This window comes from Hyphococcus luteus, assembly GCF_002943565.1.
GTDB classification, from domain to species: domain Bacteria; phylum Pseudomonadota; class Alphaproteobacteria; order Caulobacterales; family Parvularculaceae; genus Hyphococcus; species Hyphococcus luteus.
In genome coordinates, this window is record NZ_PJCH01000005.1 from 1,045,123 (window position 1) to 1,060,531 (window position 15,409).

10 protein-coding genes are annotated in these 15,409 nt (G+C 62.7%); 8 read left to right on the forward strand and 2 right to left on the reverse strand.

All coding sequences use genetic code 11. The features are described from left to right. The first annotated feature begins 234 nt into the window (after positions 1-234). Positions 235-1,395, forward strand: coding sequence for an OmpA family protein (locus tag CW354_RS09980; RefSeq protein WP_104829844.1), 1,161 nt, complete (start codon positions 235-237; stop codon positions 1,393-1,395). A 97-nt stretch (positions 1,396-1,492) separates the two neighbouring features. Here the strand turns inward: CW354_RS09980 and CW354_RS09985 are convergent, their stop codons facing one another. Next, the gene (locus tag CW354_RS09985; RefSeq protein ID WP_133162264.1) at positions 1,493-2,119 is read right to left on the reverse strand and encodes a TetR/AcrR family transcriptional regulator; all 627 of its coding nucleotides are present in this window, start codon (positions 2,117-2,119) and stop codon (positions 1,493-1,495) included. Positions 2,120-2,294: 175 nt separating this feature from the next. Here CW354_RS09985 and CW354_RS09990 point away from each other — a divergent pair, with 175 nt between their 5' ends. Next, positions 2,295-4,244: a transglycosylase domain-containing protein gene (locus CW354_RS09990; protein WP_165793632.1), complete on the forward strand. Its 1,950-nt coding sequence runs from the start codon at positions 2,295-2,297 to the stop codon at positions 4,242-4,244. Positions 4,245-4,347: 103 nt separating this feature from the next. Here the strand turns inward: CW354_RS09990 and CW354_RS09995 are convergent, their stop codons facing one another. Further along, positions 4,348-5,094, reverse strand: a complete 747-nt coding sequence (locus tag CW354_RS09995) for a M48 family metallopeptidase (RefSeq protein WP_133162265.1) — start codon at positions 5,092-5,094, stop codon at positions 4,348-4,350. Between the two features lie 132 nt (positions 5,095-5,226). Between CW354_RS09995 and mutS the strand changes: the two genes are divergently transcribed. From mutS to CW354_RS10025, 6 genes are all read left to right on the forward strand, one after another. Beyond that, a complete protein-coding gene (gene mutS, locus CW354_RS10000) occupies positions 5,227-7,917 on the forward strand; it encodes a DNA mismatch repair protein MutS (protein WP_104829848.1) in 2,691 nt (896 codons plus the stop codon). Positions 7,918-7,968: 51 nt separating this feature from the next. Next, positions 7,969-8,643, forward strand: coding sequence for an SEL1-like repeat protein (locus CW354_RS10005; protein WP_104829849.1), 675 nt, complete (start codon positions 7,969-7,971; stop codon positions 8,641-8,643). Between the two features lie 110 nt (positions 8,644-8,753). Beyond that, on the forward strand, positions 8,754-11,474 hold the full coding sequence (gene glnD / locus CW354_RS10010) for a [protein-PII] uridylyltransferase (protein WP_104829850.1): 2,721 nt from the start codon (positions 8,754-8,756) through the stop codon (positions 11,472-11,474). Positions 11,475-11,512: 38 nt separating this feature from the next. Beyond that, positions 11,513-13,108, forward strand: a complete 1,596-nt coding sequence (gene murJ / locus CW354_RS10015; protein WP_104829851.1) for a murein biosynthesis integral membrane protein MurJ — start codon at positions 11,513-11,515, stop codon at positions 13,106-13,108. Between the two features lie 35 nt (positions 13,109-13,143). Then, on the forward strand, positions 13,144-14,160 hold the full coding sequence (trpS, locus tag CW354_RS10020; RefSeq protein WP_104829852.1) for a tryptophan--tRNA ligase: 1,017 nt from the start codon (positions 13,144-13,146) through the stop codon (positions 14,158-14,160). 152 nt (positions 14,161-14,312) lie between these two features. Then, complete coding sequence (locus CW354_RS10025; protein ID WP_104829853.1) at positions 14,313-15,335, forward strand: glycosyltransferase family 2 protein; 1,023 nt, start codon at positions 14,313-14,315, stop codon at positions 15,333-15,335. Positions 15,336-15,409 lie beyond the last annotated feature (74 nt).

Sequence of the window (15,409 nt, forward strand, 5' to 3'; positions counted from 1 at the left end):
CCGTCTTGGAACTTACGCCCCGCGACGGGCGTTAGCCCGCAAATTCGGCCAGCTTGCGGGTGGAGATGCGTTGATGCAACAGCGTTAATCCGTTATTAATCCTTTTGGAGAAATTCGTGAGAGTTAGGCTATATTTCGGGCGCTAAACCCGCTACGGAATGCGTGAAATTCACCGAAAGCCGCCCCGATCTTCGCGGGTGCGGCAATCGTTCTGTCCACCTGAGGAGGGGAACAATGAAACTCAAGACGACTCTGCTAGCGGCTGCCTCGGCCATGGTCTTCGCGCCGGCCGCGCACGCTTATGAAGGTCTTTACGGCGCGATCGGCGCCGGCCTTAATTACATGGGCTACGAGAACGATGTCAGCAATGACAGCGTCTTGAACCCCGGGCCGGTCGTCTTTGACAGCTCCGCGGACATGGACCTCGGCATCGGCGTTTACGCCGCGCTCGGTTATGACTATGCCGGCCCGTTCCGTACGGAGCTCGAATTCTCTTACCGTTCCAATGACATCGACCAGATCGATCCCCTCGCCCCGAATTTCAGCGGCTGGCCGTCCGGCTCGATAAGCGGCGATTACAAAACCATGGCGATCATGGCCAATGGGCTCTTTGATTTCGAAACGCAAAGCGCGTTCACGCCGTATCTGGGCGCCGGCGTCGGCGTCGCTTTCGTGGATCCGGACGTGACGGGCTCCGTCAATCCGGGCGCGCCGACCTCGCCGCTGAGCATCTCTTATGGCGGCAGCAAGGGCGCTGTCGCCTATCAGGGCATCGCCGGCGTTGCGGTGGATCTCGCCGAAGGCCTCGCCCTCGACCTGTCCTATCGTTACTTCGACACGCTCAAGGAAACCTACACCGCGACCATCAACGGCGCGCCGGCCGGCGTCGACGTCGCCACCCAATCGCATACCCTGTTCGCCGGTCTGCGCTGGAATTTCGGCGCGAGCGAACCGGCCCCGGCGCCGGTCGAATATAAAGACTGCTGGGACGGCTCCAGCGTGCCGGTCTCTGCGGCGTGTCCGCCGCAGCCGATGGAAGACACCGCGGCCGATCTCGAACCCATCGATTTCACCGTCTATTTCGACTATGACAAGTCGAACCTGACGCCGCAGGCCTCGACCCTCGTTCAGGAAGCCGCGGCGCGCGCCCTTGAAAACGACATCGAAACCGTTGTCGTCGCGGGCAACACCGACACGTCGGGCAGCTCCGCTTACAACCAGGCGCTTTCCGAACGCCGCGCCCGCACGGTGCGCGACGCGCTGATCGCCAACGGCGTTCCGGCCGACCGCATCACGCTTGAAGCTTACGGCGAAACCAACCTCGCCAAGCCGACGCCGGATGGCGTGCGCGAGCCGCTGAACCGCCGTTCGGACGTTACGATCTCCTTCGAGTAAGCGAAGGCGAAAGGCTTTCAGGTGAATTTCAGAGCCGGCGCAGCGTCACGCTGCGCCGGTTTTCTTTTGCGCGAAATTTCAGCTCTGCAGCGCCGGCTTATTCCGGCGCGTAGATTTTCTTGAAGGCTTCGACGCCGTTTTCGATCTGGGCGTCGATGGCGGCGTCGAGATCCGCCGGCGGATCGCCAAGCAGGACGCGCGTGTAAAGCGGTTCGGTAATCAGCGCGCCAAGGCGCCAGATCGCGTCCGCCGCGTCATCGATCTTGACGAAGCCGCGCTTTGCAAGCCGTTCGAGGATGGGCGCGCATTGCGCCACCATCCATTCCGCGCCGCGTTCGAGATACATCTTGCCGATAGCGGGATTGCGCCCCGCTTCGAAGGCGGCGATCCGGCGCAGCGACAGGGCCTCCGGATCAAGGACGCCTTTTACGAATTGCCGGCTCAAGGCGCGCACCAGGTCGTCCGGCGGCAGGGTGAGCTCGATTTCGTCGACATTGACCGGCAGGAACGTCTTGCAGGTTTCGGTGATGGCGGCGCCGAAGAGTTCTTCCTTGGAGCGGAAGCGGTTATAGACCGTGCGCTTCGAGACCCCGGCGGTGAGCGCGATCTGATCCATGCTCGCGCCGTCGAATCCGAGCGTTAAAAACATCTTGCGCGCCGCCGCGACAATCGCCTCGGTTTTTTCGTCTGGCCCCGTTTCCACGACCGTCGCCGCTTCCGGCATAGCTTCGTCCCCGTTTCTTTTCGGCGCGTCCCCGCCCCGCGTTTTCGGCCATTTCCGGCGGCGCAGCCGCCGGTTCAACAGTATGGCGCCTTTTCTGGGCGAGTGAAATGTCAGGCGCGCCAAGGATTTGCGTCATTTACGCCTCGTTAACCACGAAGTTCGAAGCATGGAGCTTATGGCCCGCCGCAAGACCACGCGAAAGAAGACCAAGGCCCGCAAGGCCTCCCCGCTGCGCGCCCGCCGTTCCGCGGCGGGCGGGCGCCGTCGCGCGCGCCGCACGCGCAGGCGGAAGACAAGGGGAGAGGCCTTTGCGCCTTTCGCCCGGGCGGCGTCGGAGCTCGGCGTGTTCGCGCTCACCGGGCTGATCGGCCTTGCGGCGCTGTTCGCTTATTTCGCCAGCGACTTGCCGGATACGGGGGCGTTGTGGCGCGAGGGCGACGCGCCGCGGATCACGCTGCTCGCCGCCGACGGCACGCCGATCATGATGCGCGGGAGCGCGCAGGGCGCGCCCGTCAGGCTTTCGGAATTGCCGGATCACGTGCCCGAAGCGGTGCTCGCTGTCGAGGACAGAAATTTCTATCACCATTTCGGCGCCAATCCGGTGTCAATCGTCCGGGCGCTGATCGTCAACGCGAATGAAGGTGAGGTGCGCCAGGGCGGCTCCACCATCACCCAGCAGCTTGCCAAGAACGTGTTCCTGTCGAGCGACCGGACCATGAAGCGCAAAATCCAGGAATTGATGCTCGCCTTCTGGCTGGAGCGCAAATTCCGCAAGGATGAAATTCTGACGCTTTATCTCAATCGGGTTTATTTCGGCGCCGGCGCTTATGGCGTCGATGCGGCGAGCCACCGCTATTTCGGCAAGTCGGCGCGTCATCTGAATGTGGGCGAGGCGGCGGTGCTGGCGGGGCTTTTGAAGGCGCCGTCGCGGTATGCGCCGACATCGAACCCGGAAGACGCCGGCAAGCGCGGCCGCCTTGTCGTCGAACAGATGGTCGAAGCCGGCTTCCTGTCCCGCAAAGAAGCCGATCGCGCGATCCGCAAGCCCATCCTGCTCGCCGCGCCGCGCTTTGAGGCCGCACCCTATTTCGTCGACTATGTGATGAAAGAGATGCGCCCGCTCGCCGCCGGAATCGACGCCGATTTCGTGGTGCGCACGACTTTCGACCCGAAAGTGCAGGAAGCGGCGGAGACCGGCCTTGTCGCCGGCTTTGCGCTGGCGGGCGAAGGTCTTTCCGAAACGGAGGCCGCGGCGGTCATTCTCGACGGCGAAGGCGCTGTGCGGGCGATGATTGGCGGGCGCGATTATGCAAAGAGCCAATATAACCGCGCGACTCAGGCGCGCCGCCAGCCGGGGTCGGCCTTCAAGCCTTTCGTCTATCTCGCCGCGCTGGAGCAAGGGCAAACGCCGGACGACAAAGTGCTCGACGCGCCGGTGAAGGTCGGCGACTGGGCCCCCGGCAACTATCACGACAAGTTTTACGGCGAGGTCACCTTGCGCGAAGCGCTCGCCCGGTCCTTGAACAGCGCCGCGGTGCGCGTGCAGGAAAGAACCGGCCGCGCCCATGTGCGCGAAACGGCGAAGGCCATGGGCTGGCCTGGCGACCTCAATCTCGGCCCCGCCCTGGCGCTCGGCGTCGATGAAATCTCGCCTATGGATCTCGCCGGCGCTTATGCGCCATTTGCTAATGGCGGCTTTCGCGTCGAACCTCATGTGATCGACCGCATCGAAACGACTGACGGCGATCTCGTTTACCGCCGCAAGGGCTCCATCATAGGCGAAGCCGCGCCGTCATACGCGATTGCGCAGGCGAACGACATGCTGATGAGCGTCGCCGAATGGGGCACGGGCCGCGGCGCGCGCATTCCCGGCTACCCCGTTGCCGGCAAGACCGGCACCTCGCAGGACAGCCGAGACGCCTGGTTCGCCGGTCACGCCGGGGGCCTCGTGGGTGTCGTCTGGGTCGGGCGCGACGACAATGCGCCCATGAAAGGCGTCACCGGCGGCCGCGCGCCGGCGGTCATCTGGAAGGAAATGCTGTCGCGCGCCCTGCCGCCGCCTTATGTCCGCAAGCGCGAAACCGAGGGCGACCCGATCGCCAGTCTGCTCGACGCCAGCGGTTAAAACAGGACTCCTTTTCGCTTGAACAGGACCCTGCTCCGGAGTCTTGATGGTCGCGTGATCGAACCGGAGAACCGGTTTCTGCTTTTCCTGATCACGCTTCAGTCTATTTTTCTGAAACGACGCCGTAGGTGAACAGCGAAGGTCCGTGATCGCCGAGCCAGCGCGCGGCGCCGCGCGCGTCGACGCCAAGCTCGCGCACCACGCGCCAGAACGCCGGCGAATGATCCAGATGGATAAGATGCGCGCATTCATGCGCGGCGACATAATTTAGGATTTCCGGCGGCGCCATGATCAGCCGCCAGCAAAACGACATGTCGCCATCCGACGTGCAGGAGCCCCAGCGCGTTTTGGTGTCGCGAATGCGAATGGCGCGGCGCTTTTTGCCGAGTTCGCTGCAATAATAATCGGCGCGGTCGGTGAGGCGTTTTCTGGCTTCGCGTTTCAGCCAGTCGGTGACCCGGCGGTTTAAATGTTCCGCGCGGCCGCCGACGCGAATCGCGGGAAAAAGCTCATTATCGAGCCGCGCCGCTGCGCGCAGATTTTCATCATGGATGATGACATGGTCGGCACCCTGAAATGGAATGGACATGCCCGCCTGAAACGGCTTTCCGCGCAAATCGTCGGCGAGCTGGCTTGTAATCCAATCGATGCGTTCATGGGCGAAGCGGATGGCTTCGGGCAGGGCGCGTTTCGACGGCGCCGTCACATGAATTTCCCCAGTTACGGCGTCAACCTTCAAAATCAACCGTTTGGCGCGGCGATTGACGCGCGCGATCAGGGGCGCCGCGCGGGCGCCGATATTGATTTCAGTTCGGGTGATGTGATTTATCGACATAAAGGGTACGCTCACGAACCGCTCATCCTTACCGTTTTCGCGGAAAGATCAATTCTTAAGTTGCACAAAGGGCGAAAGATTTCCGCCGGACGGCTTATTGTTTGAAAAAGGACGGCCGGAAAAGAGAACGAAGGGTAACAGCATAGTATGAAAACGGCCGCCCAGCCGACGCCGATGATGATGCAGTATCTCGCCATTAAAGAACAGGCGGGGGATGCGTTGTTGTTTTATCGCATGGGCGACTTTTACGAGTTGTTTTTCGACGATGCGGTGACGGCGGCGGGCGTTCTCGATATCGCGCTTACGAAACGCGGCCAGCATGGCGGCGAAGACATTCCCATGTGCGGCGTGCCGTTTCACGCTTATGAATCCTATCTGGCGAGGCTTATTCGCGCCGGTCATAAAGTCGCCATCTGCGAGCAGATGGAAAAGCCGGAAGAGGCGAAGAAGCGCGGTTCGAAGTCCGTTGTCAAACGCGAAATCATCAGAACGGTGACGCCGGGCACGATTGTCGAAGATGCGCTGCTCGACGCGCGCTCGAATAATTTTCTCGCCGCGCTCTCTTTATTGCGCGACGGCGCCGAGGCGGCGCTCGCCTGGGTCGACGTGTCGACGGGCGAATTATCGGTGCGCGAAACGGGTCTCGATCGCATTGCCGCCGATCTCGCCGCGATTGCGCCGAAAGAACTGGTGCTGCCTGATCTCGATGAAGGAAGCCCGTGGCGCGAGGCGGTGATGGCGCGCGCCAATGCGATGACGCTGACTCCCCAGGCGGCGCATCTGTTCGATTCCGCCGCCGGCCAGCGGCGCATCATGGAGACCTATGAGGTCGCCTCCCTCGACGGGTTTGGCGCGTTCTCGCGCGCTGAATGCGGGGCGTTGGGCGCGCTTTTAAGCTATGTGACCCTGACCCAGGCCGGGCGCCTGCCCGCGCTCGACCCGCCCCGGCGCTCGGCGATTTCCGATGCGATGGTGATCGACGCGGCGACGCGCGCATCGCTGGAGCTGTTGCAGACGCAAACCGGCGCGCGCAAAGGCTCGCTTCTCTGGGCCGTCGACCGCACGGTGACGGGCGCGGGCGCAAGGGCGCTCGCCGCGCGCGTGTCTGCGCCGCTCACCGATATCAACGCCATTGCCGCGCGCCATGACGCCGTCGGTTTTTTCGAAAATGAGCGCGATCTTTGCGAAAAAATCCGCGCAAGCCTGAAAGAAACGCCGGACGCCGCGCGCGCTTTGTCGCGGCTGGCGACAGGCCGTGGGGGCCCGCGCGATCTCGCGAGCCTTCGCGATGCGCTCATCCGCGCGCGCGAAATTTCAGGGGCTTTAACGGAAGGCGAAGGATTGCCCGACGCCTTGAACCGCGCCGGCGAGGCGCTTGAGGACCGGCGGGGCGAAGGCTTTTCCGCGCTCATCACCATGTTGCGCGAGGCTTTGGCGCCAGAGCTTCCCATGCTCGCCCGCGACGGCGGCTTCATCGCCAAAGGCTATGACGAAGGGCTCGATTCTGTCCGTATGCTGAGAGATGAATCGCGCCGCGTCATCGCCGGACTCGAGTCGCAATATAAAGAGCTCGCCGGCGTCAAGACGCTCAAAATCAAACACAACAATGTGCTCGGCTATTTCGTCGAGACGCCGCCCTCGCAGGGCGACAAGCTGATGACGGCGCCCCTGAACGAAACCTTCATTCACCGCCAGACCCTGGCGAGCGCCGTGCGGTTTACGACGACGGAACTTGCCGATCTCGACGCCAAGATCACCCGCGCGCGCGACGAATCGCTTGCCCGCGAGCTTGAGCTGTTCGATGATTTATGCGCCGCGGTGCTGGGCCGGCGGGACGCCATTGCTGCGGTCGCTGCGGCGCTGGCGGAAATCGACATCGCGGCGGCCGGCGCCGTGCTCGCCTTAGACCAGCGCTATGTCCGTCCGCATCTCGACGACAGCTTCGCTTTCGACATCAAGGCCGGGCGTCATCCGGTGGTCGAACGCGCGGCGAGCGAGGCCTTTATCGCCAATGACTGCGATCTCGGCGGCGACGAAGAAACGAAGCTCTGGCTCGTCACCGGCCCCAATATGGCCGGCAAATCGACTTTTCTGCGCCAGAACGCGCTGATCGCCATTCTCGCCCAGGCGGGGCTCTATGTCCCGGCCGACGCCGCGCGCATCGGCGTCATCGACCGCGTCTTTTCGCGCGTCGGCGCCTCGGACGATCTCGCCGGCGGCCGCTCGACCTTCATGGTGGAAATGGTCGAAACCGCGGCGATCCTCAATCAGGCGAGCGACCGCTCGCTTGTGGTGCTCGATGAAATCGGGCGCGGCACGTCGACCTTCGACGGCATGTCCATCGCCTGGGCGGCGGTCGAACATCTCCATGACGTCAATCGCTGCCGCGGTCTCTTCGCAACCCATTATCACGAACTGACGGCGCTCGCGGAAAAGCTTGCGCGGCTCGTCAATGTGTCGATGAAGGTGCGCGAGTGGAAAGGCGACGTCGTCTTTTTGCATGAAGTCGCATCGGGTCCGGCGGACCGGTCCTACGGCGTGGCGGTGGCGCGGCTTGCGGGACTTCCTCCAAAAGCGGTGAAACGCGCCGAAGCGGTTTTGAAAATGCTCGAAGCGCGCGGAAGCGCGGGCGGCGCCGTCAGCGAATTGCCGCTCTTCGCCGCCGCTCAAGACGCCCCATCGGACAGCGAAGACTGTCATGAAAATGTCACGCAAGACGGCGTTCGTCATGAAACTGTCATCGTAAACGCACTGGATGCGCTCGATCCCGATTCCCTTTCGCCAAAAGATGCGCTGGATGCGCTTTACCGGTTGAAATCCATGTTGGATGAGCTATAGCCCGCGCCAACAAGCGGCGTTCCGCGCCCGCATTTCGGCAAGGGCTTCGGCATGAAAAACCGGATTTTGGTCAGCTTCGCGGCGGCGCTTTCTCTTGTGTTTGCCGGCGGCGCTTCGGCGCAACCCTCCGCATCCGGACTAACTGACGGGATCGCGGCTTACCGCGCCGGCGATGTCGAGACGGCCTGGCCCCTGCTTGCGGCGGCGTCGGAGGACGGCGCGATTAAAGCCAAGCGCTACCTCGCCTATATCATGCTCGACGGCGAAACGCCGAAAGGCCGGGAGGCGGACCTCTTCAAGGGCGTTGCGCTGTTGAAAGAGGCGGCCCTCGCCGGCGATTACGCCGCGCTCATCCGGCTAGAAAATCTCCGCCGCAAACACCTCGCCCACAGCCCCTCGCTTGACGATATGATCGCCATAGAAGAGGCGCGCGCCGAAGAGGGCGATCCGGTCGTCGCCTGGCGTCTCGCGAAACGCTTCGAAATGGGCGACGGCGTCGAGGTTTCCGAAGCCGGCATGACGAAATGGCTCGAAGTCGCCGCCTCGGCCGAGCCGGCGCGTTTTCCCAAGGCGGGAGAGGCCGCCTACCGGCTTTGCGAGCTGAATGCGCTCGGGCGCGAGGCCAAAGACCCGGACGCGGCCCGGCGCTGGTGCGCGGTTGCGGCTGAAAACGGCCATATGGGCGCGGCGATTGTCCTCAAGCGGCTGGCGCAGCTTCAGGGCTGACATTTTTAAAATTACGCAAGATTGTCTCAGGCGGGGCCAGTTGAAATCATGGGCCCGGCGCGCGACAATGCGCACCCTAGCGCAGCCCGGTTCTTTAAGCCCTTTCTCCAGTGACAGCAGAGCCAACGCCCCCCGGCGACACATCCTTTCTCTCCGGCGATTCCCTCGAAGAGCAGATCGCCGCCGCCATGGCGGCCGAACGCGCAGGCCAGGCCCATGGCGCGACCGGCAAGGTTTTAAAACACGCCTTTGTCGATTTGCGCCGGCGCACCTTGCGCGAAGTTGTGCGCGGCGACCGCATTGCGGCGCGTCTCGCCAAAGGCGTCGACGACATCGTCCGCACGCTTTTCGCGCTCTCGAAAGAGGGCGTCGGCAAAGACATCGCCGTCTGCGCCGTCGGCGGCTATGGCCGCTCCGAACTGGCCCCCTATTCGGATATCGATCTCCTTTTCCTGCACCGCCCGCAGGTCGAAAAGACCCTGCGCGACACGTTGAACCGCCTGCTTTATCCCTTGTGGGATTCCGGCGTGAAGCTCGGCTATGGCGCGCATACGCCGGCGAGCGCCGTGGAGTTCGCCAAGAGCGACATTGTCGCGCGGACGGCTTATCTCGATGCGCGGTTCCTGTGCGGGGCCAGGGACGTCTATGACGAATTTCACGCCGGTTTCGACAAGCTGCGGCGCAAGACCGTGCCGGAATTCGTCGCAGCCAAGCTCGAAGAGCAAAATGAGCGTCAGGCGAAATTTTTCGAAACCCGCTATCTGGTCGAGCCCGACATCAAAGAGGCGAAGGGGGGCCTCCGGGACGTTCAGACGATCCGCTGGATTTACCGCTACGCCTATGGCGACATCCTGAACGATGCGAAAGAGGCCGAAAGAATTGTCGGCAAGGCGGAACGCCAGGCGCTTTTGAAAGCTAAGCGGTTTTTGTGGTCGGTGCGCGTCCATCTGCACGATCTGCGCGGGCGCGCCGACGAAAAACTCACTTTTGACGTGCAGCCGGAAATCGCCGAACGCCTCGGCTATGCCGACCGCAAGAACATGACCGCCGCCGAACGGCTGATGAAGCATTATTTTGTCAATGCGGTCGAGGTTGGCCGCCTGACGCGCATTCTCTGCGCGCGCCTCGAAGAGGAGAAGGCCAAGCGCCTGCCGCGCCTGCCGCGCTTCCTGCCGCGCGCGCTGCAGGAGGACGAGGCGCCGGGCAAGCCGAATTTGCGCATCAATAACGGCCGTCTCGATTTTGAAAGCGCGGCCAAGGCGCGCCGCCAGCCGCGCGATCTTTTCCGGCTTTTCCGGGCTTACGGCAAGCAGCCGAAAATCGACTTCCACCCCGATGCGCTCGCCATCGTCACCGAGCAGGTTCCGAACGTCACGACGCCGGTGCGCCGCGACCCGGTCGTCGCCAGGCTTTTCGCCGGCATTCTGACGGACAGCGAAGACTCGGTGCGGGTCCTGCGCATCATGACCGAGACGGGGCTTTTGGGAAAATACATTCCCGCTTTCGGATCGATTGTCGGGCGCATCGATTACGGGCTCTATCGCCGCTTCACCATCGACGAACATGTGCTGCGTTGCGTCGGCCTCTTAAGACAAATTCACCGTTGCGAAATCGAGGAAGAGCATCCGATCGCCTCGGTGATCGTCAGCAATGCGCAAAATCCGCTGCTCTATTATTACGGGGTTCTTCTCCATGAAGCGCGCTGGTCCTTAAAAGAAAGCTCCGTCGACGCCTGCGAAAAGCTGGTTATTCGCGTGACCAAGCGTCTGGGCCTCAATGATGAAGAGGCGGCGCTCGCCGGCTGGGCGGCGGCCCGCCATCTGATGCTCGTGCGGACGGCGGAACGGCGCAACATCACCGAACCCCGTGCGATTTCCGCTTTCGCGCAATCGGTGGGTTCGCGCGCGCGGCTCGACATGATGCTTGTCCTGTCGGTCTGTCATTTGCGCGTCGTCGGTTTTCAGTCCTGGGACGAGATGACCCGGCTGCGTCTCGCCGAGCTTTATGACGCTGCGGCCCTTTGGTTCGACCATGGCGAGGAAGCGCTCGGCAAAAGTCTCAATGACCGTGCGAAACATGTGCGCAAGGAGGCGAAGGAACGGCTTTCCGGCTGGAGCGAAAAGGAAAAGACGGCGTTTTTGGACCGCCTCGACGATTCCATGATGCGCTCGCTCGATCCGGACATCATCGTGCGGTTTGCGACGCTCGCCCGCGCGGCGGAAAAAGACGCGGCGAACAGCGCCGTCGTCGTGACGCCGCGCGACGGCGATCTCGAGGCCATTGTCTACACCGACGACCGGGCGGGGCTGCTTTCCGATCTCGCCGGCGCCGTCGCCTCGACCGGCATGAGCGTCAGGACCGTGCAGGCGCTCACCACGGATGACGGCAAGGCGATCGATATTTTCATTGTCCAGTCGCCGGACGGCGTGCCGGTTGAAGACATGGAGCAGGGCAAGCGGCTTCACGAAGCCTTGTTTACGGCCGCCGCCGCGCCGCCCGACAGGCCGCCGGAACTGCGGCGGCGTCTCGGCGACCGGCGGGAGATTTTCTCGGTTAAATCCGAAGTGCGGATCGAGCGGGAAGCCTCCGAAGAGGCGGCGGTGGTGGAGGCCGAAGGGCTTGACCGGCCCGGGCTTCTTTACGAGCTGACCCGGGCGCTGGCGCGCGAAGGCGCGACCATCACATCAGCCCATATTGCGACATATGGAGAACGCGCCGTCGACGCATTTTACCTTCAGACGAAGGACGGGCGGAAGCTCGAAGACGCCGCCGCGCTGGCGCGCATCAAAAAAGCGCTTGGCGAGGTGTTGGCGGCTGGCTCCGACGACTGAACAGGGCTATCGGGGCTCTTTAAAGCGCGAAAATCTCCATGAGCGGCAATATATTCAAATCCCTTGCGACCGTGAGCGGCATGACCATGGCGAGCCGCGTTTTGGGATTCGCGCGCCAGATCCTGATGGCGGGGATCATCGGCGCCGGCGGCAACCCTGTGGCCGACGCCTTCTGGGCGGCGTTCCGCCTGCCCAACATGTTCCGGCGCCTGTTCGCCGAAGGCGCTTTTCACGCCGCCTTCATTCCGATGTTTCAGGGCCGGCGCACCGATGGCGGCGAGGCGGAGGCGAAAGCCTTCGCCGAAGAAGTGCTGGCCGGGCTTATCTTTATACTGACGATCCTGACGGCGCTCGTTGAAATCGCCGCGCCGCTTTTCGTATATCTGATCGCCTCGGGCTTTGAGGACAATCCGGACAAGTTCCAGCTGACGACGCTCTATACGCGCATCATGTTTCCCTATCTGATGCTGATGTCGCTGGTCGGACTTTACAGCGGCGTTCTGAATTCCCTAAGCCGCTTTGCGGCGTCGGCCGCGGCGCCGATCGCGCTCAACGTGTTCATGATCGGCGCGCTCCTCCTTTACGCCGACGCCGAGACCGAAATCTCGGGGCTCGCCGTCGCGTGGGGCGTCGCGGCGGGGGGGCTTGCGCAATTCATGCTGCTGCTTCTCGGCGCCTGGCGGCAAGGCTATCTTTTAAAACTCAAAACGCCGCGCCTGACGCCCGCCATGAAGCGGCTCTTTGCGCTCGGCGCGCCGGGCTTCATCAGCGCCGGGGCCTTGCAGATCAATCTCATCGTCGGCACCAATATCGCCAGCCAGGAGCAGGGCGCCGTCTCCTGGCTGATGAACGCCGACCAGCTTTATCAATTGCCGCTCGCCGTGATCGGCATTGCGCTGGGCGTCGTTCTTTTGCCCATGCTGTCGGCGCGGGTGAAGTCGGGCGACGAAAAGGGCGCGGCGCGCGCGCTCAATCGCGCGCTGGAGCTTTCCGCATTGCTCGCGATCCCCGCCGCCGCCGCGTTTGTCATCATGGGCGAGGCGATCTGCGACGCGCTTTTCCGCGGGCTCGCCGGCGACGCCCTGTCGCTTGTCGGCGTAAGACGTTCGGCCTTTACGCAGGAAGACGTCGCCATGACCGGCGCGGCGCTCGCTATTTTCGGAGCCGGGCTGCCGGCCTTTGTCTGGCTGAAGATTTTCGCGCCGGCCTATTTCGCGCGGGAAGACACGAAGACGCCCATGAAATACGCGCTCATCGCCATCGCCGTGAACACGGGGCTCTCCCTTGCGCTTTTCCCTTTCTTCGGATTTCTCGCCGTTGCGGGCGCCACGTCCTTCGCCGCCTGGCTGCAGGTGACGCTTCTCGCCCAGCGCCTTTACCGGCTGCATCTCTTCCGTCCCAGCGCCAAGCTCATGGCCCGTTTCGCCCGCATTCTCCTTTCTGTCGCGGGGCTTGCGGCTTTTCTCCTCTGGGCCCTGCCGCAGACGGAGGCGATCTCAGCGTTTCTGTGGGGACGGGAATGGCTGGCGGTCGCCGCGCTTGTGGGGGCGGGGCTTGTTCTTTACGGCGCGCTCGCCCTGGCGCTTGGCGCCGCGCGCCCCGGCGACTACAAGACCGGCGCGGCCGGCAAGTAAGGCCGGCGATCAAAGAAGACAAACGAGTTTTTGATATGAGCGGTTACCAGGGTCCCATGCGCGTTTTTTCGGGCATTCAGCCATCGGGCGGGATGCATCTCGGCAATTATCTCGGCGCGATCCGCAAATTCGTCGAATTGCAGCATCAATATGAATGCTATTACTGCGTCGTCGACATGCATGCGATCACCGTCTGGCAGGAACCGGAAAAACTCCGGGAACAGACGTTTCACATCGCCGCCGCTTATCTCGCCGCCGGCATCGATCCGGAACAGGCCGTGGTGTTTCACCAGTCGGGCGCGCACGCTCATGCGGAACTCGCCTGGATATTCAATTGCGTCGCCCGGCTCGGCTGGCTCGACCGCATGACCCAGTTCAAGGACAAGGCCGGCAAAAATTCCGAGCGCGCCTCGGTCGGGCTCTACACCTATCCGGTGCTGCAGGCGGCGGACATTCTCGCCTATAAGGCGACCCATGTGCCCGTGGGCGAAGACCAGAAGCAGCATCTGGAATTGTCCCGGGATATCGCCGGCAAGTTCAATCACGACTTCGATAAGCCGGATTTCTTTCCGCTGCCGGAACCGCTGATCAAGGGGCCCGGCGCGCGCATCATGTCCTTGCGTGATGGCGAGAAGAAAATGTCGAAATCGGATCCATCGGATAACGCCTGCGTGTTTCTGACCGACGAAGCCGACGCGATCGCCAAAAAGATCAAGAAGGCGAAGTCGGATCCGGACGCGCTGCCTTCCGAACCGGATGGTCTCGAAAACCGTCCCGAGGCGAAGAATCTCGTCGGCATCTATGCCGCGCTTTCCGGCAAGTCGGAGGCGCAGGTGCTTTCCGAATTCGGCGGCCAGGGTTTCGGGGTCTTCAAGCCGGCCCTCGCCGAGCTGGTTGTCGAGAAGATCGCCCCCATCGGCGCGGAGCTGCGTCGGCTCGAGGCCGATCCCGGCCATTTACAGGGCGTCCTGCGCTCAGGCGCGGAAAAAGCCTCGGCTGTCGCCGATCCCATCGTCCGGGAGGTCCGGGAAATCGTCGGCTTGCTCGTTTAGCCGCCCGAAGCCCGATTGAAGCGGCTTCAGACGGCCGAGTCCGCTGACCGTTCGGCCTTTTCGCGAATCGGCGCTTTGTTTCAGGCGTTACTTGATTGTTAACGCCTCCGGGCGATGGTCGCGCGAAGGATGGTTAACCTCGGGCGAAGGCCATGAGCGACGGCGCGATCGACAGGATTGAGGAAGCGGCAGGGACGGCGCCAAGGGCGCGGCCCCGGCCTGCGCGTCCGCTGATTTCCATTATCGCCCCCTGTTATAACGAGGCGGATGCGCTCGGGCCTTTCATGATGGAAATTGCGCCGGTTCTCGACGGCGCCAATTTCGATTATGAGCTTGTCTTTGTCGATGACGGTTCGACCGACGACACGCGCGCAAAGCTTGAAAAGCTGGCGGGGGAAAACAGCCATGTGAAGGTCGTGATTTTCTCGCGCAATTTCGGCAAGGAAGCCGCGCTCACCGCCGGGCTCGATCATGCGAAAGGCGATGCGGTTGTCGTCATCGACACCGATTTGCAGGACCCGCCAGAGCTGATCCGCGATTTCGTCGCCAAATGGCGCGAGGGCGTCGACGTGGTTTATGGCAAGCGCGAGGACCGCGGCGCGGATACGGCGGCCAAGCGCATGACGGCGGAAGGGTTTTACCGGCTTTTCAACCGGATTTCCGTTGTCAATATCCCGGAAAACACCGGCGATTTCCGCCTCATGGACCGGCGCGTCGTTGAGGTGATCAAAACGCTCCCCGAACGCTCGCGCTTCATGAAGGGCTTGTTCGTCTGGGCCGGCTTTTCCTCCGTCGCCGTTCCCTATGCGCGTCCGGCGCGCGCCGCAGGCGAAACCAAGTTCAATTTTTGGAAGCTCTGGAATTTCGCGCTTGACGGCTTTGTCAGTTTCTCAACGGCCCCTTTGCGGGTGTGGAGCTATATCGGCGCGGTTGTCGCCTTTTTATCGTTTCTCTATGCGTCTTTCATCATTATACGGACAGTGTTCACCGGCGTTGATGTCCCGGGCTACGCCTCCCTGGTGGTGCTTATCCTTTTCTTCGGCAGCGTGCAGATGATCTCCGTGGGCGTGCTCGGCGAATATATCTCGCGGCTCTTTGTCGAAGTGAAGCGCCGGCCGATTTATATCGTCGATGAAGTGCTCGGCGACGACGGCGCTTCGAATCAAAATGACTGACCTCGCAACCCCGCCGACGGTGAGTTGCATTTGACGCGGATGCAAGGCAAAGAAACCGCCTGACCGGGTATTGC

Bases quoted from the DNA above. Each gene is read 5' to 3' on its own strand.
- CW354_RS10025 (WP_104829853.1), top strand. From the start codon at position 14,313: ATGAGCGACGGCGCGATCGACAGGATTGAGGAAGCGGCAGGGACGGCG.
- CW354_RS09980 (WP_104829844.1), top strand. From the start codon at position 235: ATGAAACTCAAGACGACTCTGCTAGCGGCTGCCTCGGCCATGGTCTTC.
- murJ (WP_104829851.1), top strand. From the start codon at position 11,513: ATGAGCGGCAATATATTCAAATCCCTTGCGACCGTGAGCGGCATGACC.
- mutS (WP_104829848.1), top strand. From the start codon at position 5,227: ATGAAAACGGCCGCCCAGCCGACGCCGATGATGATGCAGTATCTCGCC.
- CW354_RS09990 (WP_165793632.1), top strand. From the start codon at position 2,295: ATGGCCCGCCGCAAGACCACGCGAAAGAAGACCAAGGCCCGCAAGGCC.
- trpS (WP_104829852.1), top strand. From the start codon at position 13,144: ATGAGCGGTTACCAGGGTCCCATGCGCGTTTTTTCGGGCATTCAGCCA.
- CW354_RS09985 (WP_133162264.1), bottom strand. From the start codon at position 2,119: ATGCCGGAAGCGGCGACGGTCGTGGAAACGGGGCCAGACGAAAAAACC.
- CW354_RS10005 (WP_104829849.1), top strand. From the start codon at position 7,969: ATGAAAAACCGGATTTTGGTCAGCTTCGCGGCGGCGCTTTCTCTTGTG.